Origin of the sequence: Evansella vedderi (assembly GCF_030813435.1) — a bacterium.
Lineage (GTDB): Bacteria > Bacillota > Bacilli > Bacillales > Salisediminibacteriaceae > Evansella > Evansella vedderi.
In genome coordinates this window covers 113,425-139,285 of the sequence record NZ_JAUSUG010000014.1, presented here as the reverse complement: position 1 = coordinate 139,285, position 25,861 = coordinate 113,425, and the positions used below count along the sequence as shown (strand labels likewise).

25 protein-coding genes and 1 other annotated feature are annotated in these 25,861 nt (G+C 37.6%); of the genes, 10 read left to right on the top strand and 15 right to left on the bottom strand.

The features are described 5' to 3' along the window. Positions 1-188 precede the first annotated feature (188 nt). Positions 189-1,598 carry a sigma-54 interaction domain-containing protein gene (locus J2S74_RS17185; RefSeq protein ID WP_307327758.1) on the top strand — a complete coding sequence of 470 codons (1,410 nt, stop codon included), beginning with the start codon at positions 189-191 and terminating at the stop codon, positions 1,596-1,598. 152 nt (positions 1,599-1,750) lie between these two features. Here J2S74_RS17185 and J2S74_RS17180 read toward each other — a convergent pair whose 3' ends face one another. The 4 genes from J2S74_RS17180 to J2S74_RS17165 all read right to left on the bottom strand — a co-directional run bounded on the left by J2S74_RS17180 (position 1,751) and on the right by J2S74_RS17165 (position 5,425). Then, entirely contained in the window at positions 1,751-2,641 is an 891-nt protein-coding gene (locus J2S74_RS17180; RefSeq protein WP_307327755.1) for a metal-dependent hydrolase, read from the bottom strand. Between the two features lie 117 nt (positions 2,642-2,758). After that, positions 2,759-4,024, bottom strand: coding sequence for an RsiX family anti-sigma factor (locus J2S74_RS17175; protein WP_307327754.1), 1,266 nt, complete (start codon positions 4,022-4,024; stop codon positions 2,759-2,761). After that, positions 4,021-4,566 (bottom strand): RNA polymerase sigma factor SigX, encoded by a 546-nt coding sequence (gene sigX / locus J2S74_RS17170; protein ID WP_307327751.1) that lies wholly within the window; start codon positions 4,564-4,566, stop codon positions 4,021-4,023. Before sigX ends, J2S74_RS17175 begins: the two co-directional genes overlap by 4 nt. 280 nt (positions 4,567-4,846) lie before the next feature. Beyond that, positions 4,847-5,425, bottom strand: coding sequence for a GbsR/MarR family transcriptional regulator (locus tag J2S74_RS17165; protein WP_307327748.1), 579 nt, complete (start codon positions 5,423-5,425; stop codon positions 4,847-4,849). A 310-nt stretch (positions 5,426-5,735) separates the two neighbouring features. Between J2S74_RS17165 and J2S74_RS17160 the strand changes: the two genes are divergently transcribed. The 3 genes from J2S74_RS17160 to J2S74_RS17150 all read left to right on the top strand — a co-directional run bounded on the left by J2S74_RS17160 (position 5,736) and on the right by J2S74_RS17150 (position 8,734). Then, complete coding sequence (locus J2S74_RS17160) at positions 5,736-6,938, top strand: quaternary amine ABC transporter ATP-binding protein (protein ID WP_307327745.1); 1,203 nt, start codon at positions 5,736-5,738, stop codon at positions 6,936-6,938. Continuing rightward, positions 6,928-7,779: an ABC transporter permease gene (locus J2S74_RS17155; RefSeq protein WP_307327742.1), complete on the top strand. Its 852-nt coding sequence runs from the start codon at positions 6,928-6,930 to the stop codon at positions 7,777-7,779. The genes J2S74_RS17160 and J2S74_RS17155 overlap by 11 nt, the downstream gene beginning before the upstream one ends. Positions 7,780-7,852: 73 nt before the next feature. Continuing rightward, positions 7,853-8,734: a glycine betaine ABC transporter substrate-binding protein gene (locus J2S74_RS17150; protein WP_307327740.1), complete on the top strand. Its 882-nt coding sequence runs from the start codon at positions 7,853-7,855 to the stop codon at positions 8,732-8,734. Between the two features lie 121 nt (positions 8,735-8,855). Here J2S74_RS17150 and J2S74_RS17145 read toward each other — a convergent pair whose 3' ends face one another. The 3 genes from J2S74_RS17145 to J2S74_RS17135 all read right to left on the bottom strand — a co-directional run bounded on the left by J2S74_RS17145 (position 8,856) and on the right by J2S74_RS17135 (position 12,189). Then, positions 8,856-9,629: an ABC transporter permease gene (locus J2S74_RS17145; RefSeq protein ID WP_307327737.1), complete on the bottom strand. Its 774-nt coding sequence runs from the start codon at positions 9,627-9,629 to the stop codon at positions 8,856-8,858. Beyond that, complete coding sequence (locus J2S74_RS17140; protein WP_307327834.1) at positions 9,616-10,590, bottom strand: ABC transporter ATP-binding protein; 975 nt, start codon at positions 10,588-10,590, stop codon at positions 9,616-9,618. The genes J2S74_RS17145 and J2S74_RS17140 overlap by 14 nt, the downstream gene beginning before the upstream one ends. A 198-nt stretch (positions 10,591-10,788) precedes the next feature. Beyond that, positions 10,789-12,189 (bottom strand): protoporphyrinogen oxidase, encoded by a 1,401-nt coding sequence (locus J2S74_RS17135; RefSeq protein WP_307327733.1) that lies wholly within the window; start codon positions 12,187-12,189, stop codon positions 10,789-10,791. A gap of 252 nt (positions 12,190-12,441) precedes the next feature. Here J2S74_RS17135 and J2S74_RS17130 point away from each other — a divergent pair, with 252 nt between their 5' ends. From J2S74_RS17130 to J2S74_RS17120, 3 genes are all read left to right on the top strand, one after another. Then, positions 12,442-13,107 (top strand): GerMN domain-containing protein, encoded by a 666-nt coding sequence (locus J2S74_RS17130; protein WP_307327730.1) that lies wholly within the window; start codon positions 12,442-12,444, stop codon positions 13,105-13,107. A 231-nt stretch (positions 13,108-13,338) separates the two neighbouring features. Next, positions 13,339-13,905, top strand: a complete 567-nt coding sequence (locus J2S74_RS17125; protein WP_307327727.1) for a flavin reductase family protein — start codon at positions 13,339-13,341, stop codon at positions 13,903-13,905. Positions 13,906-14,652: 747 nt separating this feature from the next. Beyond that, on the top strand, positions 14,653-15,243 hold the full coding sequence (locus tag J2S74_RS17120) for a hypothetical protein (RefSeq protein ID WP_307327723.1): 591 nt from the start codon (positions 14,653-14,655) through the stop codon (positions 15,241-15,243). A 67-nt stretch (positions 15,244-15,310) separates the two neighbouring features. On the opposite strand, the gene J2S74_RS17115 is transcribed toward J2S74_RS17120, so the two are convergent. The 5 genes from J2S74_RS17115 to J2S74_RS17100 all read right to left on the bottom strand — a co-directional run bounded on the left by J2S74_RS17115 (position 15,311) and on the right by J2S74_RS17100 (position 19,962). Further along, a complete protein-coding gene (locus tag J2S74_RS17115; RefSeq protein ID WP_307327720.1) occupies positions 15,311-16,738 on the bottom strand; it encodes a sensor histidine kinase in 1,428 nt (475 codons plus the stop codon). 40 nt (positions 16,739-16,778) lie between these two features. Next, complete coding sequence (locus J2S74_RS27465) at positions 16,779-16,877, bottom strand: hypothetical protein (protein WP_370876026.1); 99 nt, start codon at positions 16,875-16,877, stop codon at positions 16,779-16,781. Between the two features lie 7 nt (positions 16,878-16,884). Next, positions 16,885-17,238 (bottom strand): response regulator transcription factor, encoded by a 354-nt coding sequence (locus J2S74_RS17110; RefSeq protein WP_370876025.1) that lies wholly within the window; start codon positions 17,236-17,238, stop codon positions 16,885-16,887. Positions 17,239-17,357: 119 nt separating this feature from the next. Further along, positions 17,358-19,046, bottom strand: a complete 1,689-nt coding sequence (argS, locus tag J2S74_RS17105) for an arginine--tRNA ligase (RefSeq protein ID WP_307327717.1) — start codon at positions 19,044-19,046, stop codon at positions 17,358-17,360. Positions 19,047-19,110: 64 nt separating this feature from the next. Next, positions 19,111-19,311: a binding site (T-box leader), on the bottom strand. A gap of 48 nt (positions 19,312-19,359) precedes the next feature. Beyond that, a complete protein-coding gene (locus J2S74_RS17100) occupies positions 19,360-19,962 on the bottom strand; it encodes a hypothetical protein (RefSeq protein ID WP_307327714.1) in 603 nt (200 codons plus the stop codon). A 184-nt stretch (positions 19,963-20,146) separates the two neighbouring features. Between J2S74_RS17100 and J2S74_RS17095 the strand changes: the two genes are divergently transcribed. After that, positions 20,147-21,043, top strand: coding sequence for a DUF2628 domain-containing protein (locus J2S74_RS17095; protein ID WP_307327711.1), 897 nt, complete (start codon positions 20,147-20,149; stop codon positions 21,041-21,043). 37 nt (positions 21,044-21,080) lie between these two features. Here the strand turns inward: J2S74_RS17095 and csaA are convergent, their stop codons facing one another. After that, positions 21,081-21,413 (bottom strand): chaperone CsaA, encoded by a 333-nt coding sequence (gene csaA, locus J2S74_RS17090; RefSeq protein ID WP_307327708.1) that lies wholly within the window; start codon positions 21,411-21,413, stop codon positions 21,081-21,083. A gap of 341 nt (positions 21,414-21,754) precedes the next feature. On the opposite strand from csaA, the gene J2S74_RS17085 reads away from it, so the two are divergent. Next, positions 21,755-22,339, top strand: coding sequence for an NADPH-dependent FMN reductase (locus J2S74_RS17085; RefSeq protein WP_307327705.1), 585 nt, complete (start codon positions 21,755-21,757; stop codon positions 22,337-22,339). A gap of 335 nt (positions 22,340-22,674) precedes the next feature. Further along, complete coding sequence (locus J2S74_RS17080; RefSeq protein ID WP_307327702.1) at positions 22,675-24,465, top strand: BCCT family transporter; 1,791 nt, start codon at positions 22,675-22,677, stop codon at positions 24,463-24,465. A gap of 521 nt (positions 24,466-24,986) precedes the next feature. Here the strand turns inward: J2S74_RS17080 and crcB are convergent. Beyond that, complete coding sequence (crcB, locus tag J2S74_RS17075; RefSeq protein WP_307327699.1) at positions 24,987-25,361, bottom strand: fluoride efflux transporter CrcB; 375 nt, start codon at positions 25,359-25,361, stop codon at positions 24,987-24,989. After that, the gene (locus tag J2S74_RS17070) at positions 25,358-25,765 is read right to left on the bottom strand and encodes a fluoride efflux transporter FluC (protein ID WP_307327696.1); all 408 of its coding nucleotides are present in this window, start codon (positions 25,763-25,765) and stop codon (positions 25,358-25,360) included. Before J2S74_RS17070 ends, crcB begins: the two co-directional genes overlap by 4 nt. Positions 25,766-25,861: the final 96 nt, after the last annotated feature.

Sequence of the window (25,861 nt, the reverse complement as noted above, 5' to 3'; positions counted from 1 at the left end):
ATGCCAACTTTCTAATTGCGATCATATTAGGATTTACAATTCTATTAGTGCAAAATTTATTTGCACATGAAAAATCATTTTGCGCCACATGCAAAATTTATTTGCACTGTAGTTCACTTAACTTGTAAAATGAAAATAGTAAAACAGGTAGTATTCGGTTTGTCATAGAGGAAAGGAAGTGGGTTTATTTGGTTAACGCTACATCACTACCACCCTTACATCCTATCTATATTCAATTATTGGATGCGGTTGATGTGGGCATCCATATTATTAATCAAGAAGGAAAATCTGTTATTTACAACAGAAAAATGTCAGAAATTGAAGATATGGATAAAGAGGATGTCCTTAATAAAAGTATCATGGAAATATTTCTCTTCCAATCGGAGGAAGAGAGTCGTCTACTACAAGCGTTAAGAAAAGGGTCTGTAAGAAAAAATGCCCGTCAAACTTACTTTAATTTTAAGGGGCAGGAAATTACAACCATTAACGACACATTTCCACTTGTTCATGAGGGGAATATTATTGGTGCAGTTGAAATCGCTAAAGACATTACAAAAATAGAACGGTTAACGAGAGTCAGCGCTCAAGAAAAGCCGGAAGCAAGGTATACCTTTGATCAAATTATTGGGCAAAGCCGTTCCATTCGGGAAGTGATAGAGGGCGCCCAAAAAGCTACTCGAACTACCTCCTCTGTTTTAATCTTTGGAGAAACGGGTACGGGGAAGGAATTATTTGCCCAGAGTATCCACAATGGAAGCGAACGTGCCTCTAAAGCCTTTATTAGTCAGAACTGTGCCGCATTACCAGATACTTTAATAGAAGGAATTTTATTCGGGACTGTAAAGGGGGCTTTCACTGGAGCTACTGAGCATCCTGGTCTATTCGAACAAGCCCATGGGGGAACTCTTATGCTTGATGAGATAAATTCATTAAGTGCACCCCTTCAAGCTAAACTACTAAGAGCAATTCAAGAAAAAACGATACGTCGTATTGGTGATACAAAGGACCGACCAATTGATGTTCGTATTATTGCAACCTTAAATGAGGACCCACTAAAAGCCATTGAGAAAAACGATTTAAGGGAGGATTTATATTACCGTTTAAGTGTAGTATACATTGTCGTTCCTCCCCTTAGGGAACGTAAAGAAGATATTCCACTTTTAGTGGAGCATTTTATCAATAAATACAATCAACGTTTTCAATTGAATGTTCCTTCCGTTAGTGAAGGGGTATTAAATTTATTTTTTGAATATGATTGGCCCGGTAACATTCGGGAGCTGGAACATATGATAGAAGGGGCGATGAATCTCATTCATTATGACGAAGAGATTGATTATACCCATTTACCAACCCATGTACGAACTAAGTTCCCGTTATACGAAACCTTCACCAAGCCACTAACAGCTTTCTCCATTCCTGAATCGGAAGCTACTAAGCCGTTGCAATCCTTTATGGAGGAAGCAGAAATGTTGTATATCGACCAGGTATTAAAGCATCATCAAGGGAATATAACTCAAGCAGCTAAAAATCTAGGCATAAGTCGTCAAAGCCTACAATATAGAATGAAGAAATATGACATTAACGTAAAATCTATTTAATATAGCAGAAAAGAGGTAAGGAACTACGTGACAGCTTTCGTCACCTTCCTTACCTTTTCTCGTTTTTTGTTTCGTAATTCATCGTTCTACTTTATTCCAATTTTTAGTCTAAAATTCTACAAACAGCATTTCCCAGGAAACATTTCTCGACGTTAATTCCCCTTTTTCTCCAATTCGCTACGATTTATAAACTCAAATAAAAATGATTGCCCATTTCTGTAAAAACGTGGGTCGTATACACCTAGAACATCCCCATCATCCACAATAACGACAAATGGAGCCCATTCCTTCAATGTAGCAGCTTCAGGATTATGTTGAAACAGTAAATCCAAATCAGCCCCCTGAGCACTTTCCAAAGAATACTCTAAGGAATCCTTCCTAAATAAAGAAGTATTATAGATAGATACGTGCTCCTCTTCCTTTGCAATTACGGAAAATTGAGTAGGTATAAAGGAAGCAGATAAAGCAACTTGTTCGTATTCCTCGCTATATTGGTTGTAAATAATGGAACCTTGTATCGTTTGAACGATTACATGTAGCAATATAAAACACCATGCCCCTTTAAAAACTAAGTGACTTGGATAACGGACTGTTTTCCGACTGATAATAAAACTTATTAACAAAATACCCCATATGACAAGATCAACGATGGGTATAGTACCAAAGGTGATTCTTACGGATGAAAAAGGCTCTAAATATCCAGTTCCCCAGGCATTAAACAAATCGGCCGTATTATGTATGAAAACGGCCAATAAAGCTACCCAGAAATAAAAGGAGCTTTTCACTTGCCAAATCCAACGACTAAAACTGTAGATGAGAAAGGCAAAAAATGGGACTATAAATATGGAGTGGGTTATTCCCCTGTGCCACATTTGATACTGGCCTTCCGTATCCCAAAATTGAGAGACTACATCTATATCCGGTATTTGACTGCCGACAATTGTTGTAAAAAGGAGGGCACCCTTTTCTTTTTTAGAAAAATTTCGTTTATCCACGGCCCCATAAAGGGCTAGTCCAAATAAAGTATGGGTAATCGTATCCATTTAGTCCTCCTCCTTCTTTATCCCTGCTATTTTTTACTATACTACAAAATTTTCCTGGAACCTAAAAAAAGAAGACACAAAAGGCACGTTCCCCTTTGGTCTTCTTTGAAGGAATGGTCATCTAATATTCGGTACGAGGTTGGTTGTGGAGATCATTTCCGTTTCTCGGAATTCACTAATTTCATCTATTGATCTTCCAACAAAGGAGATAAAATCGATATCAAAGTCTGCTGCAGTTAATGCTACTGCCTCCGCAAACAAATCGAAATCACTCCTATTTATTTCACTGTCTTCCGATAAGGTAATAATGGCATGGTTACCTTCTATTGCTACATTAGAAAATTGTACATCTTCTGGAACAACTGGCTCATACCATCCATCTTCAGAAACATATTTCATTTTATCCAATGTGTCTGAAAGGGACAGTAGCTCTCCATTTTCATACATATTCTCCCCGGCTACTACTGCTCTTATTAAAAAATCAGTTCCTGTCTCGTCTGTGTAGACATAGTAACCGCGATTATCCGTGTTAATTCCCCACTCATGATGTCTCTCCCCTGTTTGACCATACATAATACCAGAATCTCCATCAACGGTAAATTTCACAAGCTCTATACCTAAAAAGCTGAAATACTCATGGATAGCTCTGCTAAAGATATTTTCTTGAGTACTAGAAAGACTCTCCATACGATGGCCACCGTAAAAATCGAGGGTTATTGAATTTTCATTCTCATTGAAAGCTACATCCTGCAACTGACTTCTTAAATCTGTACCCCAATGGGCTTCTTCTGAAGTAAGAGCCAGATAAATCATCGACTCCCTGTCCAGTTCACCCTCCAGTTCCAAATGTTTTCCAATAAGAGTTACCCTTTCATCTTCACCCAGCTCTGAATCCAATATTACAGGAACTTGCATTGCATACGGTAATGGCACAATCACATAATTGACTAACTGATCTGACTCCATTGCTTCTTCCTCGGGAGCGGAGGCTATGCCCATTTCCCCTCCTAACTCTTTCTCACCAGCCTCATCATCAAAATCCATCATGATCCCGGCATCACCGCTATCGGTATCTTCAGCAACCCCACTTCGTTCCATATCAGCTTTGTCCATATCCCCCCTTGAAAAATGATCATTATTATCTATTAAAGAAGGCAAAATTAACATGATAAGGAAAACTGCTGCTGCAGTAGCAATGGCAGGATATAACCATGGACGTTTTTTCTTAATGACAACAGGATCAGTCTTATCTATTTGTCTTTCATTCATCTTCTTTTGAATTACCTGAAATAACTCTTCTTTTGATTGACGATCCTTGATTGGAGGCAGCTGTTGTAATTTTTCCTCCAACTTATCTTCGTCCCAATTTGATCTGTTTGTCATTCGCTAGCCTCCTTTACATCATAACCCGTATAACCTTCTAGGTGCTGCTTTAAGGCCTTTATCGCCCTGTGCTGTGTTGTTTTCACTTTACTTTCGGTCCACCCTAACACTTCAGCTGTTTCTGAAATACTAAGGGCTTGTATATATCTCAATATGATGACTTGCTGTTGATCATCTGTACACCGTTTGAGCATTCGATAAATATGCTGAATTTCATCTTTTTGCACAAGGATTTCCTCAGGTAAAAGAGCATGATCCTGAAGCTCAAACTCCCTTTCACTCCATTCAAATTGCTGCCCTTCCCATTTTCGCTTTTTACGGCTTTGGCTTCTGATCCAATCTATTCCCACATGCTTTGCTACAGAATAAAGCCATGTTTTTTCGCTGCTTTTCCCTTCAAAGGATTGAAAAGAATGAAGCACTTTTATATAGACTTCCTGAACAAGTTCTTCGGCTACTTCCCGATTTCGAACCATGTAAAATAAATACTGGAAAAGTGTATGGTGATAGGTTTCATACAGACGATCAAATTCCTCTCTCACGCTCTCTTCCCCTCCCTCTCCTAACCATTCGTCGTCATTTGATAAAAGAAGTTACACAAAAAGCGTCAAACATACAATTTGTTTGACGCTTCTAAACGCTAGCATACTATTTAGTAAATACCCATACCCAATAAAGGGCACCGCCAATAAATCCAATAATTAATAGATAGATAGCAAGAATGTAATTTTTTTTACGCAATTGATCTCATCCTCTAGTTAAGGTCGTTCATCTTTACTTATTATAACAGTCCTACAAGGAAGTCACAATATGACTAAGATGCTACTCATAAGATTTATTTTTATTCCTTTCTTTCGAGCTTTTTGGAACAATGTCAAATATAGCCCCCGTTTCGAATAGGGAAATCACTTCCGTCAACCAACCGTAGTACTCCTCTACTTCCGTCAATTTCTTCAAGTCTTTTTCTGCTTTTACACGAACTGCCTCATATTCCGTTTCATCCATTAGACGATTAAGTAAGCCCTTGGTTTCCTCAATGGCTTGCTTATTTAATTCCGTTGCATTTCTCCATCTATTAATGAATACATTAGAAAAGGACTTATACCAATCATCTTCTACCTTATAGAGATCTTTGCGAATCCCACGTTCCCAGACACGCTCCACCATATCAGCCTCTAATAGGGAACGAATCCCAGTACTCATACTCGTTTTACTCATACCCATAGCCTTACTCATTTCGTCGAGGGTCATTGGCTCCTCTGAAAAAAAGACCGTTCCATATAATCTCCCTACCGAAGGGGTAATATTATATAAATAAATATTTTTTGCAATTTCAGTTATAAATCGATTACGAGCCTGCTCTAATTTCTCCATATCTTTTATTATGTTCTCCTGGCCCATTGGCACCCTCCCCCAAAAAATCCTATTATAATGTTAGCAAATCTATTATTTACATGAAAAGTCACTGACATACGTTAAATCAAGAGGAAATGAAAGCATTTGATAGGATTCACCTTGTAATTTACGTACAGTTTTTTCTGAACAAACTTTTCCTACGTTTTATAGTTTATATACCGTTTGATCAAAAATAACATAAAGTTTATAGTTAAAAAGGTTAGTATTGAGCACCACAATAAGCGCTATTATTGGAAATCAGCTCTTCGATATATAACAAATGCAATATCTAACCTTGTTAGAAAGGGGTGCCTTTATGGCAAAAATAAAAGTTGACAAATTAACTAAAATTTTTGGTAAACGAACAAAACAAGCTTTAAAAATGTTAAATGAGAATAAACCAAAAAATGAAATTCTTGCTCAAACAGGGTGTACTGTGGGAGTAAATCAAGCTAGCTTTGAAGTAGAAGACGGTGAAATTTTTGTAATAATGGGTCTTTCTGGAAGTGGCAAATCTACTTTAGTTCGATTATTAAATCGTCTAATAGATCCTACTAGCGGAAATGTATGGGTTGATGAAGAAGACCTTGCACAAATGAATCCTGTAGAGCTTCGAGAGGTACGACGTAAAAAAATGGGGATGGTATTCCAGAAGTTTGGTCTATTTCCATTTCGTACCGTACTTCAAAACGTGGAGTATGGTTTAGAAGTACAAGGTATCGAGAAGAAAGACCGAATGAAAAAGGCACTTGAGTCTTTAGAACTAGTTGGTCTTAAAGGGTATGAAGATCAATATCCTGATCAACTCTCAGGAGGTATGCAACAACGTGTAGGGCTTGCCCGAGCTTTAGCTAACGATCCAGAGGTACTTTTAATGGATGAGGCCTTTTCTGCATTAGACCCTCTTATTCGTAAGGATATGCAAGACGAATTATTAGATCTTCAAACAACCATGAAGAAAACAATTATCTTCATTACACATGATCTTGATGAGGCATTGAGAATTGGTGACCGCATCGCCTTAATGAAGGATGGTTCGATCGTACAAATAGGGACACCTGAGGAGATTCTAGTAAAACCTGCAAACGATTATGTTGAAAAATTCGTTGAAGATGTGGATCGCTCTAAGGTATTAACAGCACAACATATTATGAAGCGCCCAGAAACAATAAATATTGATAAGCATGGTCCACGCGTGGCTTTAGAACGAATGCGCGAAGTGGGGATATCTAGCATATTTGTTGTGGACAGTAATCGAAACTTAAAAGGTTATATTACAGCGGATGATGCTTCTGCAGCACGAAAAAATGAGATTAAGAATTTAGATGAAATCTTACACAATAATATTCCAAAAGTAGAAAAGGATACACCTATGAACGATATTTTTAATATTATTCACGATTCACCAGTACCAGTTGCTGTTATTGATAACAACAAGTTGGTCGGAATAATAGTTCGGGGAGCAGTAATTAGCGCACTTGCTAATGATGGTGAGGTGAAACTAGAAAATGATTATTAATTTATTAAATTTTGTACCTACAATACCTATCGCTGAGGGAACTAGTTGGTTCGTTAATTGGTTAACTAATACCTTTTCCTTTATTTTTTTTCCTATTAGAGAGCATCTTGGAAATTTCATGGGATGGTCAACGGATATATTAGGGGCTATACCGCCTGTGATCATGATTGCCCTTGTTGCACTTTTAGCTTTTATTATCACTGGCAAAAAGTTTGGTCTTGCTGCCTTTTCCATTGTAGGACTATGGCTAATTTATAATCAAGGCTTATGGGATAGATTAATAGAAACCTTTACCTTAGTACTAATTGCAAGTCTTTTATCCGTTATTATCGGGGTGCCATTCGGTATTCTCATGTCTAAGAGTAAAACTGCGGAAGCCATTATGAAACCTGTATTGGATTTCATGCAGACCATGCCTGCATTTGTTTACTTAATTCCTGCAGTTGCTTTCTTTGGAATCGGAATGGTTCCCGGTGTATTTGCGTCCTTAATATTCGCTGTACCACCTACAGTCCGCTTTACTAATTTAGGTATACGTCAAGTTCCAAATGAGCTAGTGGAAGCGTCTGATGCCTTTGGTAGTACACCGACTCAGAAATTATTTAAAGTAGAACTTCCAATGGCAAAGGCAACGATAATGGCTGGAATAAACCAAACTGTAATGCTGGCTTTATCCATGGTTGTAATTGCATCTATGATCGGTGCTCCAGGATTAGGTAGAGAAGTTGTATCTGCCTTACAGCGTTCCCAAGTGGGGCCAGGTTTCGTAGCTGGAATAAGTATCGTTATTCTTGCCATTATTATCGATCGATTTACACAAAGCATGAATACAAAAAGATAGTTGGTTGGTGTCTTTTCAAAATGAAAAGTTTCCATAAATAAAACACTTATTTTAGAAGGGGAGATTATTAACTATGCTTAGACTTAACTGGAAACGTCTTGGTTTAGCAGCAGTACTTTCATTATCACTATTTACTGCAGCTTGCGGTTCAGACGATGCTTCCACAGACAGTAAAGAAATCGAATTAGTATACGTTGAGTGGGATTCTGAAATTGCCTCTACACACGTTATTGGAAAAGTATTTGAAGATCAAGGGTATGATGTTACCTTAACACCAATTGACAATTCTCTTATGTGGGGGGCTGTTGCTTCTGGTGAAGCAGATGGAATGGTAGCAGCTTGGCTTCCAGCAACACATGCTGGACAGTATGAAGAGTATGGTGGTAGTGTTGTTGAATTAGGTGCAAACCTTGAAGGGGCAAAAATTGGTTTAGTTGTACCATCTTATATGAATGTTGATTCTATTGCAGATTTAGACGCATATGCTGATGAACTTAGAGAAACAATTACAGGTATTGAAGCTGGAGCTGGAGTAGTAACTGCAGCTGAAGCAGCAGTAGATACTGATTATCCAAACCTAGCAGGCTGGGAAGTTCTCCCTTCTTCTAGTGGCGCTATGGCTACTGCATTAGGGGAAGCTATTGCGAATGAAGAGCCAATTGTTGTCACTGGTTGGACTCCACACTGGAAATTTGCTTCTTATGACCTTAAATATTTAGAAGATCCTGAAGGAACTTTTGGTGATGCTGAATATATTGCCACAATGGTTCGTGAAGGATTAGAAGAGGACGATGCTGTGGCATTTACTATCTTAGACCAATTCAACTGGACTGCAGCAGACATGGAAGCTGTAATGCTTGATATTCAAGAAGGAGCATCACCTGAAGAAGCAGCTTCTGCTTGGGTAGAAGCTAACCAAGATAAAGTAAACGAGTGGATTGCAGGAATTGAATAATCCCACAAAAATATTCAGAGTGAGGCAGGTATTTACTTAGCCTCACTCTTTTCTTTTAATCTGGTGTTTTCTTAATAGAAATGTTATTTTCAGTGGAATCAAATTTGTAAAAACAGCCTTTTTAGTATTGACCTAACAAGCCCTTTTTCATTGCAACCTTCTCACAACTGCGGAAAACAACTAGACCTAAAGTTAAGTAAACAATAGAGTTAGCAATAAGAAAACTATAATCAGCCCAAGGAATTTGCGTTAGCGTTATATTCTCAATCATAATTGTCCTTACCATATCCACTCCTTTAACAAAGGGTGCAAAGGCAAGGAATGGAGCAACGGATATTGGGATAAAGACAAGTGCCATTAACACAAATTGAAAAATCTGTAGAAAAGCTTGAATTTGTTTAACGATAATAGCAAGACCTGCGATCATAAAGCTAACACCTGTCATGCTTACCATTGTAATGAGAATAATAGGTAAAGTGGTCATTGGGTTAAGATTTAACCACTGACCCGACGTAAGCATCGCAGCAAAAAGTAATATAACCATGAAAACCATTTGTAAAATAAATTGGGCAATTATTCGCGTAAGCATGATTTTCCATACACCGAGGGGTGACATATACAATTGTTCTAACGTCCCACGCATCGCCTCTGTTACAATAGCGAAGCCAATGAAGTTCATGGTCATCATTGTTAAGCTCCAAAAGGCTACGCTGATAATGGAATATTGTACATTTACTTCAAAACTTGCAGGATCTCCAACGAACATAATTCCAAAAAAAGCTGCTAAAAAGATGATATAAAAGGTTAAAAGCAATGCTATCGTATTAGGTAAGTAACGTTTTAATTCTATATATTCTTTACGTATATTTGCATTTAAGAGATTAAGCCATTGCATAATTTTTTTCTCCCTTCACGATCTCCATAAATACTTGCTCGAAGTCAATGGTTATACGATCTATACTTTCCACCTGAGTTCCCTCTTCTTTAAAAATATCGAAAAGCTCGTAAATATCCTCACTGTGTTCTAAATTAACTTCTACAGTGGTTTGATGGGTGCCGACTTTGTACGTACTTAATGGGAATTTTCGTTGGAGTTTCAACTGCTGAGCTTCACTTAGAGCATCTCCTAGCTTTATAGAATAAGCCCTTGTCTCAAATAGCTTTAATAGGTTTTCCACCCTTTCGTCCACTACTACGGTTCCTTTATTAATAATGATTGTTCGGTCACAAAGCTCTTGTACGACTGGCATGTCATGAGAGCTAATGATAATCGTCCTTTTTTCTTCCTTTACAATCGTTTTTAATATTTCACGAAGTTCATAGCTTATTTCCACATCTAACCCTAAAGTAGGTTCATCAAGTAAAATGACTTCTGTATTGGCCAATAAAGCTACAGCTATGGCCAGTTTTTGCTGCATTCCTCTAGATAAACCATTAACAAGCTCATTTTCCTTGTCCTTTAGATGAAACTGCGATAGAAGTTTTTCAATCTGGGCAGCAACTTCTTTTCTAGAAAGCCCCCTGTTTCCAGCAAAATACTCTAGGTTTTCACGAACTGTTAAGCGCCAATATAAATTACGATTTCCTTCTAAAACAGCACTTATATGTTTCAAGGCTTTTAATCTCCTTTTCTGAATATCCAAGCCGTTTATGTGTATAGAGCCCTCATCTGCTTGTAACAAGCCGCAAATCATTTTGATCGTTGACGTTTTGCCTGCACCATTTGGACCAAGTAATCCTAGAACCTCTCCTCGATGTACGTCAAAGGACACGTCGTTTACAGCTGTGATGATTTCTTTGGTTTTTCTTTTCTTAAAGCTTTTCCTTATTCCATGCACCTCAATTATTTTTTCCACAAACCCTTCATCCTCTCCCGCTTCCATTATCATTACTTCCTTAATACCATATTAATGGGAACCTTTTATTTAGCAAACTATCCCTGGATGTAATTTATCTAAGTCTCAGGTTGGAGATGGTTTTCAGTCTCAAAGACAAAAAGAAAGAGGCTGGGACATAACTAAAGCGCTTTTGTCCCAACCTCTAGTAACTAATTTTTACTTTCCATCTGCAAACTTATTTACTATTCGTTCTGCAGTTTCCTTACCATTTTGAATGCAAGCACCGATACCAACTCCATAATAAGAGCTGCCCACAAGCTCCACATTCGGGAAAAGTTCTTTCATGTTCTCTTTTAAAGAATAGACCGCTTCAGCATGCTTCAAATGGTAATTTGGCATTAAGTTATACCAGTTTGTTACTTCTACCGTCTTTGGCACCCCTTTAATCCCTAGACTTTTCTGAATATCCCTTAAGGCAACCTTAACTAATTCATCTTCACTCATATCCTTTATGAGATCGTAAGTAGGATTTGAGCTTTTATAAAAAAGCCGAACTAATAAATTTCTATTTAAAGAGGTATGCTCCCATTTCCTACTAGTCCAAGTACAAGCATTACACTGGAGATCACTTTGGTCTGCCACAATAAATCCAGTTCCATCAGCAGGCAGTTCCTCATCCGAAATAGTAAAGCCAAGATAAATACTAATGAGGGTGGAATTACTAAATAATTGGAATGTCTTATCTAGTTCCTCTTTATTTAATAGGTTCTGGGAAACATGGTGGGGGGTTGTTAATACCACTTGATTAGCTTGGATCTTTTGATGGTTTGAAAGAACAACTTCGTACTTGTCATTTTCTTTGTAAATTCTTACTACTTTCCTTCCTTTTAAAATAGAAGCTTCTTCTTTAACCTCTTCTTCTAAACGATCAATTAATGTTGAGAGGCCATTCTTAAATGATAGAAACTTTTTACCTGACCCAGCCTTAAACTTTTCCTTATTTTGTTCCAATCCTTTAATGATGCTTCCGTACTCGTTTTTATAATCTAATAAATATGGTAGAGTGGATGCGATTGTCAATTCATCGAGCTTCCCGGAATAAACCCCTGATAGAACCGGGGCAATTTGATTATCCACTAACTCAGATCCTAAAAAATACCTCAAAAATTCTCCTATGGAGCTTTCTTTCGTAAAGTGTTTATTTATCGTCTCTAAATCCTTAAGAGCTGCCTTTTTCCCTTCGTCAGAAACTAACGTACTCCTATATAAGGAGTCTACACTTGTTGGTATTCCGAAGATAGTATCAGCAGGAATAGGGTGTAATTCATTTTTTGAGTAAAGATAAGAAATTCCCGTTGCATTATATACAACCTCATCCTGTAAATTTAAATCCTCTACTAAAGGCATAACACTACTATGCCGAGCTACAATGGAGTCAGCCCCCGTTTCTATTGTAAATTCCTCCGATTTTACTGTATGGATTTTACCACCTAAATACTCATTTCCTTCAACAAGGACTAGCTCTAAATCAAGATCTTGGTCTTTCTTTAACTTATGTAAATAGTGCATAGTTGAAAGGCCAGTTATCCCTCCACCTATTACCACGACTCTATTCAATATTTCCACTCCCTTGGTACGTAATGTCCGGTCTAATACTCCATAATATATTGTCCTAGCAATAAGAATACTAGCACCTTATGTCATAATTCAAGTATTTAAGGATCTCAAATTTATGAGCAGTTATTCTTTTTTATGACATATTCTCACAAATTTTGCTACAAGAAAATGTTTTTATGTTATTCTTGTAACATCAACATTATATTATCGACTAATTAAACAAAACACATAATTGAAAGTGGGGGATTAATCTTGAAAAAACTCATAGGATTCTTTTCAAGCATAAGCTTATTACTTTTCCTTGCAGCATGCGGACAAGGTGATGATAATGGGGAAACAACTCCAATTGATGAAACTGGGGCAAATCAAACAGAAGAGCAAGAGGACACAGAGGGGGACGCTGTGGAAGATAGCGACGGAACAGAAGAAGATGCAGCAGATGAAATTGGAGAAAAAGACGAGGAAACTACTAATGAAGAAAATGAAGATACTACAATGATTAACAGTGTTACGTTATTCTTTGCTGATGATCAATTAATGGGTACATATCGCGTTGAGACTGATCTACCAGTTACAGCAGATGAAGCTGGGGCAAAACAAGCTTACAAGCTTTGGGTATCAGGACCAACAGAGAGCAATTTAGTTAGCCTTGTTCCAGAAAACACACAAATACAGTCAGTCGAATTTAACAACGGTGTAGCCTATGTTTCCTTTTCCGAAGCAATTTTAGAGGCTAACCTAGGATCCTCCGGGGAGTTAATGTTAATTGAGCAGATTGCTTTAATTGCCGAGCAATTCGGATATGGAAAAACTCAAATTCTAGTTGACGGTTCTGTACCTTCCTCCTTCTTAGGTCATATGGATGTTTCTGAGCCGATTGAAGCAGGAAACCCCGCTGAATACGAAAAAGTAAATTAATACTTATCACATTTCTTTTAAATGAAAAACACGTGACGCCAAATAGGCCCACGTGCTTTTTTATGAAAGCACGACAAATTTCGTCTATACTAGTAAGGGGATTATAAATAAGGCTCTGTTAAACTTTGATGTTGATTTTCGCTTCAGGACGCTCGCTACAATCAACCCTGTTTAAAAATCAACAATGACCTATAATAGAGCCATAAATAAAACTACGAGGGGGATCCTACTATGTTACAAAGCACCGATCAAACTATTTTACACTGTTATCCAGGCTTAATTGCATTAGTAACTGCAAAGAATGAAGACACCCAGAATGTCATGGCAGCAGGCTGGCATTCCTATATTTCCTATGCCCCTGCCATTTATGGTGTCGCTGTTGGTAAAGAACGCTTCACCCATCATTTAATTGAAAAGAGCAAGTCCTTTGCCATTAATTTTGTCACAGCTGAATATGCTCATTACATTGAAGGAGCAGGGAAATTAACAGGAGCAGATGGGGATAAATTTGAGGTATTACATATGGAATGGAACGAAGGGATAACTGTTCCTTCTCCTATTCTAAAAGCTGCCTATGTTGCTTACGAGTGCCAGGTTATGGATATCCAAACTTATGGAGACCACGACTGGATTGTGGGGGAAATAACGAAGTTTCATAGGGACGAAAGTAAATTTGAAAATGGCTTGCCTAAATTTGAGAATCTTCAGATTCCACTATACATTGGTCAATCAAAGTATCTGATAGGCGATTCCAGTTCTACAATTAAGGAAATTCAGTTAGATAATAATCTAAAATAAGTACAGAAGAACAGTGGGAGGCTCCCCGCTGTTTTTTAAAAGATGGAGTGAAAGAAGATAATTAGAAACCCAGTTATAACTACAAAGATTACGCCATAATAAAACCATCTAAGTAGTTTAGGCATAGAGGATAAATTAACTCTTTTCCCCACTGGACCTAATACATTTTGTTGGTGTTGTGTATAGTCATTAAAAGGAGCATCTGTGCCAATACCACTACTAGACGAAACTCTTGGCTGAGGATAACAATGGTGAATCATATTATAATTCTCGTAATTGGTGAGAAAGTAAAACTTTGCCCTCTGTATGTCCCTAAAGGTTAGAGATTCATATTTAGCTGACAGTTCCTTATTATTCTGTAATTCTACGCTATCATTACAATTATCATCTTCATGTATAATGAAAACTTGTTCGTTTTTATCTATAAAAACAAATACCATATTGGTTAACACCTTATTAAAACTAGCTTAATTCTACATGAAGCTAGCTATTCTTTTCCTTATTGTACTATGTTCCAACTGGCCTTTCACCACATAGTGAGAAAACTTTTATTCCTTAAGGAATCCATAAGAGTTCTATGGCGCAATAGATAGGGAATAGAATAATGACAACAACCACTTTTTCCACACAAAATTCTCCTTTACTTACAGTTAATGTACAATAAAATTTTTTTATACTTCTATTAAGGCAATTAAATGAATACAGTTTAATAAAGCTTGTCTTTAATAATATGCGGAGGTTCTTTTCATGCTCATTTATAGCTTTTTATTTATCTTTCCACTGCTACTATACTTTATCGGAATGACTAGAAAAGCAAAGAACCGGACGAAAATGGAGAAAATGATGCTTGCTATGGGAGGATCTATGCTCGTAGGTTTTACCATAGGGATTTACTTTGGAGGTTTACTCCATGGGGCATTTTTTTCTTCCTTACTCATTAGTATCATCGTTACTTCCGTCATTGGAATCTTAATTGGTCTGCCACATGGAAACTTAGCCACTATCGAAGGGTTATTCACTGGGGGAATGGCAGGATTAATGGGTGCAATGACTGCAGAGATGCTATCTATTCCAGAAGTTCGGATTCTTTTACTTCTCCTGTTGTTATTGATGGGATTAGGGGCTTTCTGGAGCTTACATTTTTGGAAAAAAGGAGAGTCCGTTGTAAGGAAATCTCTTACTTTTCTGGTACACTTTTCAACCATGTGCTATTTACTTCTAGTAACCTTTATATTTATTTGGATGCCTCCCTTTGAAGATAAAAGAGGCATCCATGGGGAACACGACCATACGCTGTATGACAATATGATGAATATGTTGACTTTACTTAATGTTTAAAAGCTATCCCAAAAGGCATCCCTTTTGGGACAATTCCTTATTTACTATCTATACTAAAAGCTGTCTTTTAAGTTTTTCCAAGGGGTAGACTGACAGAAAAGACTGTCCCTTCCCCGACCTTACTCGTTACAGCAACACTACCACCATGTGCCTCCACAATCACTTTTACAATGGCTAACCCTAAGCCCGTACCACTTTTATCCCGATTTCTAGAAGCGTCTCCTTTATAAAAACGTTCCCAGATATGTGGAAGGTCCTCTTGACTGATTCCACACCCTGTATCCTTTATAGAGATGATAATTTCCTTTGTTTTTTTCAACAAAGAAATTTCAATTTCTCCTCCTTTTGGTGTATGACGAATGGCATTTTCTATAATATTTATTATCCCTTGCTCTAGTCGATAAGCATCTATTGAAATATTAAAATCCTTACAATCTTCAGGGATAATTAGTTGATGCTTAATGGATTTCTGATCAAACATTAATGCTCTACTTTCGTATAAGCTGTTAAGCCAAGCTGTTACAGGTACCTCTTCTTTCTCCAGCTTGATCTTTCCTTCCTCCAGTTTTGTCAGTAAAAACAAATCACTCACTAAATTCTCCATTCGAGTTGCTTCTTGGTAGATAACATTTAAATTCCTCTTCCATTCCCCTCGATCGTCAGGGGGGATTTCCTTCATTACAGCAGAGTATCCCTTTATATAAGTGATCGGTGTCCGAAGATCATGGGATATGTGAGAAATGAAGTGTCTCCTGGAGTCACGATATTGCTTTAGCTGCTTCGTCATGGATTGGATGCTGTCCGCCAAGCGGCTCACTTCATCCTCACCACGGACATGTAATTCAATGTCAAAATCCCCATCTGCAATGTTTTTCGTCATTTCACTAATATGATTTAAAGGTTTAGAGATTTTCTTTGATAAGTAAATAGTAAACAAATATCCTACTACAAAGGTTAAAGCACCCATGATTACTAATAAGAGTATTAATTGAAAACGTGCTTGATTTAATTCTCCCGTATCTTGATCTAAAAACACATAACCAATAATCTCGCCGTTACCTTCTGCAAAAATCGGCATCAAAGCCCAAATGTGTGGTATATGAAACCGCATGCCTGTATCAACCCGGTCAATAAACGGCTCATTTACATTTACCGCATGGTATGCATGTTCATTTATCCAGCTAAGAAAATGATGCAGCTTCGTGTCTGTAATTTTATCTGATAAGTATATAATGGATAATTCCCTATCAAGTATTAAAAAGGAGCTTTTTTTCCCTGTCTCAATTTCTTCAATATATTCAATGACTAGCTCGTCTACTTCCTTTTCCAGCAGGTGAGCATGGGAGACGATTCTACCTGATACCTCTTCCGTTAAATGCTCTTGATAGAAGTTCTTTGTAATCCAATTGGCTCCACCAATGAGACAAACTACCGAGACAAGTAAGACCAACATTACCCATGTCGTTATTCTTGAAGCTAAATTTTTCGGTACCATTCTAATGTCCTCTCTAAAAAAGATAAAACAATTACACTTTTTAACCTTGTTCAGGAACTTTATAGCCTATCCCCCAAACCGTTTCAATTATTATATTTTCGTAGTTTACTGCCTTAAGCTTCTCTCGAATATTTTTCACATGAGTGTCAACCGTTCTGTTGTCCCCCTCGCTCCTTAGGCTCAAAAGGTTTCACCATGTAGTCATCGGCACCTAGCTTTAGGCCCTCCACAACCCTTTCTGTATCTCCTAAAGCCGTAAGAAGAATAACGGGTATTTGATTATCAAGATGATCCCTTAAGGTTTTCAATAACTCAAAGCCATCTACCTCAGGCATCATAATGTCTAATAAAATTAAATCATAAGAACCTGCCATAATTTTATCTAAAGCTTCCTCTCCGTTGGAAGCCTCGTCTAATACGTATGAATAAGGGGCAAGACAAACTCGCAGCAGCTTTCTCATTTCCTGTTCATCGTCTACAAGCAAGATGTGATCACTCATCACTATTCCTCCATCCTCTTCCCTATGCATAACAAAACATAGATTTGTGACTTTAAGTTTAAAACAAATTCATGAAGAATAAATGAAGTTCACGAACACCTTTTTACAATTTATTAAAGTTACATTTTCTCCGGAGATTGAATTCCTAAAAGTCGCAAGCCCTCTTTGAGTACTGTTGTAACGGCATAGGTAAGAGCGAGCCTGCTTTCCTGTTCAGAATCATCACTTAAAATTCTTACCTTTCCATAATAAGAATTAAAGGCTTGTGCCAGTCGTACCGTATACTTGGCAATTACAGATGGTTCATAGGTTTCATAGGCACGGACAACCTCCCGAGGAAACTGCTCTAATAGCTTCATAATCTGCCAGGATACCTCATCACCCAATCCACTAATTTCCCCAAAAGACGAAGCTTCCTTTTCTAAAATCGTATTTCCACGGGCAATGGTATATTGAACATATGGACCCGTTTCCCCTTCAAAGGTAAGCATTTGATCCAAGTTAAATTCCACATTTCCCATTCTTTCATTTTTCAAATCATGAAAAATAACTGCTCCAACCCCTACCTCTCTAGCCACTTCATCCACACCTTGTAAATTTGGATTTTTTTTCATTATATTTTCCTTTGCCTTCTTAATCGCTCCATCTAGAACTTCTTCAAGGAGAACAATCTTCCCTTTTCTCGTGGACATCTTCTTTCCATCTTTTAAAATAAGACCAAACGGAACATGAACTAAGTCCTTCTCCCAATCATGCCCCATTTTCGACAATACGTGAAACACTTGCTGAAAATGAAGCTGTTGCTCCCCACCAACGACATAGAGGCACTTCACAAAGTTGTACTGATTTTTGCGATAGATAGCAGCAGCTAAATCTCGAGTAGCGTAAAGGGTAGTTCCATCTGTTTTTTGAATTAAACAAGGTGGCAGCTCCTCCCCCATCTTTACCACTCTAGCCCCGTCCGATTCCTTCAGTAGAAGACGGTCTTCAAGCTCTTTAACAATTTCCTCCATTGGCGCCCCATTATAAAAGCTCTCCCCTTGTACAGCATCGAAAGAAACCCCTAACATTTTATAAACCTTTTCGAATTCCTTTAGGGATTCATTTTTAAACCAATTCCAAAGGGAAAGGGCCTCCGTATCTCCCCCTTCTAAACGTTGAAACCACGTTCTTCCTTCTTCTTCCAAAGATGGATTATTTTCCGCTTCTGCATGAAATTGAATATACAGTTTTAGGAGAGTTGGGATCGTATTTTCCTTTACCTCCAGTTCATTCCCCCAATGTTTATAAGCTGTTATCAATTTACCAAATTGTGTTCCCCAATCACCTAAATGGTTGATTTTAATGGCAGTATATCCATTTTTCTCTGCTATTTTTGCTAGTGAGTGCCCAATGACAGTGGAACGGAGATGTCCCATAGAAAAGGGCTTCGCAATGTTAGGGGAGGAGAAATCAATTACCACCTTTCCACGATTACTTGCCAACCTTGCCCCATAATTATCCTGTTCATGACAAATCTTCTGAAGAAGGTGTTTACTTACTTCCTTTTTATTAAAAAACACATTCATGTAGGGGCCAACTGCTTCTGCCTTTTCCACTAATGAATCATTTAATTTTTCAGCTAATTCAATTGCAATTTGTTGTGGTGTTTTTCTCAGTTGTTTCGCTAAAATAAAGCAAGGAAATGCTAAATCACCATGGTTTTCATACTTCGGACTTTCAATTAGCTTTTCAACCTCATCCACAGTCATTGTTTTTTCTTCTAAAATGGACATTAGTGCACTCGAAAATACAGCTTTTAAATTCACATAAACCTCCTCCTTAATTAATTAGAATATTCTTTGAGAATACAAAAAACTCGCCTCCTATTTTCTAAGAGACGAGCTAAACCCGCGGTACCACTCTAATTGATTCACCACTCAAAACGCGTAACGACGTTAACCGATTCCCTCTACTAAGCTTCAAGGGAACTTCTCAGGAGTGCGTTTCCATAGGCCGACTTCTGCTAGGCTTCCACCTTCCCCAGCTCGCTTTGAGGTCCTGCATATGTACTCTCTCCGTCTTCGAATTTAGAGTTATTTTGAGTTATTATAATGTATTAAGCTAGCATTAACAAGAGTATTAATGAAAAAACATACTTTCTATTAATGCTATACATTCCTCTTCCGTTGTAATTCCAGCCTCTGCCCGAACTATTAGGTCATAGTAGGAACCATTTTTATACCAGTTAATAATCCATTCATTTCCTTGTCTTAATACTAAGAACTTTTCCCCATTTATCTCCCATTCCCATGTTCCATCAAAGGCAGACAAAAGGATAACAAATCCATTTTTACTTATTTCTAATGTACTATAATAATCATAATATGTGTGGTAGTATAATTGCCTATTCGTCTTCCCCTCCAACGCCTGCTTTTCATTAAACCTTTCCATATCTTTCTCCGTTACTTCATTGTCTGGCGCCTTCCTCCCAAAAGTAAAGCTATACCGATAGGGTACTTCTGAATATTGATGATTCTCTGGCTCTTCCCAATCCTGAAATTGCAGCTGTACATCTGACCGAAGGGAAACAACCTCCCATCCTTCCGGAGGCGATAAAGGTATAAAGCTGAAACTTTCATGGATAAGATTGTAAGGAAAATCTTCATTCAACAGCTGTTTTTCTTGAGATTGACAGCTTATTAGCAATAAAATAAGGAAAAGGAAAATTAGTATTCTTTTCACTATATTTATCCACCTTCCTGTTTAGTTTTTTAAATAAACGTTTGCTTAATTTTTAAGGAGATTTAAATAAACGTTTGTTTAAATTAGCACCTTTTTTTGCATAAGAAGAGACTGTCTTGCTTCCTTAACCTAGTCAGCCCATGTTAAACTAAAAATTAATTTATTAAAAAGGAGTCTCACAGTAATGAACGCTTATGATTTTTCAAAACGCTTAAATAATGACTCTAATTTTAAACAACAAGTTTTAAATAAGGTTAATGAAAATACAAGCTACTATGTAGAGAATTGGAAAAAATCCAATAATCCATTTAAGTTTTCTGGCTGGAATTGGGCAACCTTCTTATTTACACCCTTTTGGCTTTCTTATCGGCATATGTACGGTGCTGTTTTAATTTATTTTTTACTGCTTTTTGTTGCCATTTCCGTCTCAATGCTTTTTCCATTACTTATTTATTATACTCCTATAACGGAGGTTGGTTATTTTTTGTGGATTACATTAGCACCATTTTTCCTAAGTGTTTTTTTCGGGCTTAAAGGAAATGCCTTTTATGCAAAATACATTGTCCGTCTTCTGGAGAAGGAAAAGGAAGAAAATTCAACAAACGTGCCTCTTTTTTATCGAACTGGAAGATCATGGATAAGTGCTATTGTTGCGCCAGTTTTTCTCTTTGTCTTTTTATCCATTCCCTTATTTTGGATCGATTCCTATGTAAAAACCTCTACTCTCCCTTATGGTACTTATGTATTTTTAGAGGACGTCGGACCACCACAATCAGTCTTAGACGCCCTATACAGAAATCAGGCTATCTTTGAAAAATATTCTTCTACTATTCATCTCCTGTATTATGCAGCAGAGCCTGTATCAAATCGACCCTTTCAAATAGTGGTACATTATCAAGAAGAGGGATCAGGAGAGTGGATAGAATTACGGGAAAGAACCTTTACCTTCTTTTCATCCAATAGTATTGAAATTGATATTTTAGACGCAGAAGATCCATTAACACAAGTTGGTAATTACCGTGTGGATATTTTCATAGGGGAAGAATTAGTGGATTACAAGTTATTCGAATTAACCCTTTAGACCATAGGGGGGAGCAAGTAAACTCCCCCCTGCTTATCTAAGAGATCTTGGTTCCATTTCGAACTTGTTCGTCAATATTTAGTAATACAACATCTCCTTTTTCTGGTACTCCTCCTAAAACAAGAACCTCCGACTTAAAGCCTGCTACTCGTAATGGTGGGAAATTAACTACAGCAGCAACTTGCCTCCCAACTAATTCCTCCGGTAGATAGCGTTTCGTAATTTGTGCACTTGATTGCTTAATACCAATTTCTTCACCGAAATCAATTTTTAATTTTATAGCAGGAACCCTTGCTTCGGGAAAATCTTCTGATTCTAAAATTGTCCCCACCCTCATATCAAGCTTTTGAAAATCTTCAAATGTAGCCAATGATCATCACTCCTCTTTCTTCATTAAAGTTCTACACTCTTATAAAAATTCCTTTTACATATTGGATTAATAGTAGCAAAACCTTCGATTCACGAAATATTCTTTGTTATAATTAAATGTGGAAGCGTTAATTTTTTAAACGTCACTCAAAGTTCTTCTCTTTCAACATTATTAACAAGAATCTAAAGTTTAATAGGATGGCTGTATTCTAAAAAGTTGGTTTTTAGAATATTGGCTTGGATACGCTACAGGCGGACGCCTTCCGCTTCTCCAAGCTAATTAGAGCAATAACGTTTGTGAAAACAGCCAATATGTTCAATAATTAGCCTGGAGGGATTAATGTGGAACAGGAGCGTATTATTGTTTTGATAAATGGAAGTATGAATAACCCATCCTTTACGAAGAAAGTGTTAAAGGAAGTGGAGAAACGTCTTCAAAAGAATAAAGCTAAAACTATGTTTATAGATATCCGTGACCTGCAGTTACCTGTATACGATCCTAAGGCAGAGTCACCAAAAGAGATTATTGAGGTATCCAATATATTAAAGAAGGCGGATGGTCTCGTTGTTGGAGTCCCTGAATATCATGGATCCTACACTGGTGCTGTCAAAAATCTATTGGATTATTTAGGATTTGAAGAATTTCAACAAACACCTATTGCCCTATTAGCAACTGCTGGGGGAATTAAATCAGGAACCAATACGTTAAATCATTTACGTCTTGTTTTCCGCAATCTACATGGCCATGTCATCCCACAACAATTTGCCATTAGTAAGAACGAAACAAATCCCGAATTGGAGTTAGATCCTTCTATGGACCTTAGATTAGAGAAATTCATACAAGGTTTAGAAACAGAGGTTCATAAGAAATTATTATTTGAGAAATGGGAAAAAAGCCAAAGTGGAGAAGTACCAGCAGAAAAATAGATTAAATGAAGCTGCCAAGAAAATTATTAATCCAGTGAAGATATTGGCTTCACTCGTTGCTCGCCCATTACGAGAAAAATACTCGTAGTGGGCTTTATAGTAATTGCGACGGTCCGAAAATAATTAGAAGGTATCTCAAAAGATCTAAAACATCCCTTTCGAGATACCTTCTTACATAAAAATCAATGAAAACATCTATCCTATAAAAGGAATTCCTAAGTGTCCATCTTATATAAAACGTTTTAAATTTTTATATAAGGGAAAACAAATTAAGTTGCTACATAGTGATTACAAGCAGAAAGAGAGGTGAACATCCGTTATCGGATGACTTTTATATGGGAAAATTTCAATATGAAACGAAAAAACCTAGTATAGTGTTTTACATTTCTGCTCCCTTAGTTGCCCTGTTTGTTCTTTGGGGTGCAATTAGTCCAAGATCATTGGAGGCATTTTCTGCAACAGCACTTGCCTCCACACTTAATAACTTCGGATGGTTCTATATGCTTTCCACCGCTTTCTTTATCGCCTTTGTATTATTTTTGGCGATTAGCCCCTTTGGCAGAATGAGACTAGGAAAGCCCCATGAACGACCGGAGTATAAATTCTACACATGGCTTGGTATGCTGTTTTCTGCTGGTATTGGTGTTGGGTTTGTCTTCTGGGGTGTCGCTGAACCGGCACTATACTTCCTGGATCCCCATCCCGATTATCTTGGACAACCTGATGAGGTGAAGGCAGCCGCGGGACTAAGATATGCTGTGTTCCATTGGGCTTTACATCCTTGGGCTATATTCTCTTTAGTTGCCTTAACATTAGCATATGTTCAATTTCGAAAGGATCAGCCTGCACTCATTAGTTCTGCTTTCCAACCTTTACTTGGAGACAAAATTAAAGGTCCCTTTGGTAAGGGAATTGATATACTGGCTGTATTAGCAACATCGACAGGTGTGGCAACAACCTTTGGGTTAAGCGCCTTGCAAATTACAGGAGGTCTTTCCCACCTTACGGGTACCATTCCTAATAATGCAACAACACAGCTCGTTGTTATTGCTGTAGTTACTGTATTATTTATATTTTCTGCAGCCACTGGTGTGAATAAAGGGATTCGTATTTTAAGTACCATAAATCTTACAATAGCCTCCATTTTATTAATTTTTATGATTATTATGGGTCCGACACTGTTTATTGCGGAAAGTATTGTAACCACAATTGGGGGCTATATTGCCAATGTAACACAAATGAGCCTCGATCTTAATCCTTTCGGAGGTGGGGAATGGCTTGGCATTTATACGATTTTCTTCTGGGCTTGGCATATTTCGTGGGCTCCATTTATGGGTATTTTCATTGCTCGTATCTCACGTGGCAGAACCATTCGAGAGTTTGTAGCAGGTGTATTAATCGTACCTTCTCTTCTTGCTGCAATTTGGTTTACTGCCTTTGGGGGAACAGCACTTAGGATGATCATGGATGGGAACGAGCGAATTGGTAACCTCGTAATGGAAAATGTTGAGGTCGCTCTGTTCGTTACGTTAGGTGAATTACCCCTTGGAATAATTATGAGCATACTTGCTGTGGGACTAATTATTATCTTTTTCATTACTTCTGCCGATTCCGCCTCCTACGTGTTAGCAGCTTTAACAAGTGATGGCAGCTTAGATCCACAACTCAAAGTTAAAGTTATTTGGGGATTTCTCATTGCTGGTACAGCCAGTGTCCTTTTATTAAGTGGAGGTTTAACAGGATTACAAACGGCGTCCATTATCGCCGCACTCCCCTTTGCTATTATAATGGTCGTCATGATCTTCTCTTTACTAATGATGATGAGTCGTGACGTTCAGGTCGAACAAAAGCGAAAAAAACATCAACGAACGAAGGAAATTAAGAAAGAAGTCCAGATTGATGTTTACGATAAGATGAAAGAAAATGTCTATGATGAAATGAAGGAAGAGGTGTATGAACAAGTAAAAGAAGAAGTTTATGATGACTTAAAAGAAGAAGTTTACGAGGAATTTAAAGAAAAAATATATGATGATCTCCGTGACGACTTAGAAGAACAATTGGACGGGGAACTGGATACTCCTACAAACAAAACAAAAGATAATTCAAATCCAAATAAAAATGATTAGCATTAGAAAGAGGCTGGGACAAAAGTATTTTTACTAAAAGAAATCCGAACAAACTAGATGTAGGTGCAATCTACCCGCTTCGGAAATATACTTCGCTCAGGTAGTGCATTGTTCGTATTTCCGATTAAACACTTTAGTATGTCCCAGCCTCTTTTTATCAGCTCTTTTCTAAAGGATTGTTGTTTTTTAAGAATATAATTTGGCTTGGATACGCTACAGGCGGATCAATTACGCCTAAAAGCAGCCCACGTCCTGTGGGCAACGGCGCAATGTCACCGTCCTTGTTCCCGCGGGCAACACTTCAGCCTCCTCGGGAAAACCGCCCTCCGGGGTCTTCAGTCGTTATACCTGTCTCTTCCTCTACAAGCATTGCTTCGTAGCTCCGTCCGTCGAAACAACTCGTTGCTAACTCTAGATGCCACGCTCGTCGCTGGAGTCGCCGCCTTTCGCTTCTCCAAGCTTTCTTAAAAAAGCAACAAAGTTTTTGAAAATAGCCTTATATTATGTATGGGGTATCAAAATTACAATACAAAGAATGCAAATGCAAATATAATTATACTGCCGCCTACGGATAACAGAATATAAGTAAACAACGGGATCCATTTCTTCTTTTGTAGCAGCGTTACCGCCTCTACACTAAAGGTGGAAAAGGTAGTAAAAGCCCCAAAAAACCCAATTCCAAAGAACAAATAGGGCTTTTTATCATAGGCTGCCATAGGGATTTCTCCGTAAGCATAGTTAAAAAATATGCCTAAGCCAAATGCTCCTAGTAAGTTAACAATAAGCATTGCAGTAGGAATTGACCTCTCCCTTGTATTATTCTTAATCCAAACCCCTAATACATAACGTAAAACTGCACCTAATCCCCCTCCAATGGCCACCAGAAGGAAGTTCATTGATCCCCACCTACTTTAAATATTCTTTTTCGAATGAAGGCTGTGCTTAGCATCATACCTACTAATGCTAACAATAAACCACCAAATAATGAAACACTCATATAAATGAAAAATTGTACAGGATTATTTAAAACTAAAAAAACGGAATCCGCTGCTAGTGTAGACATGGTAGTAAAACCGCCACAAAATCCAACACCGATCCCTTCCTTTAACCCTGGGAGCAATTTTTTATGTAAAATATAGCCTGTTAACCCACCAAGGAGGAAGCTTCCTACTAAATTTTCAATAACCGTTCCTAATGGAAAAAGAAACCCTTCTACCTGAATATTGATAATATACCGAAATAAAGTACCTAATGCTCCTCCTAAAAAAATACAAATGAGTATCATTCCATGCTGTTTCATTTGGATACCTACTTCCTTTTTATAAGGCTACCCCATGATGTTATTCCCTGCTTCCCATCCATCAATGGGGTAGCATAACAGAGCCTTTAATAAAAA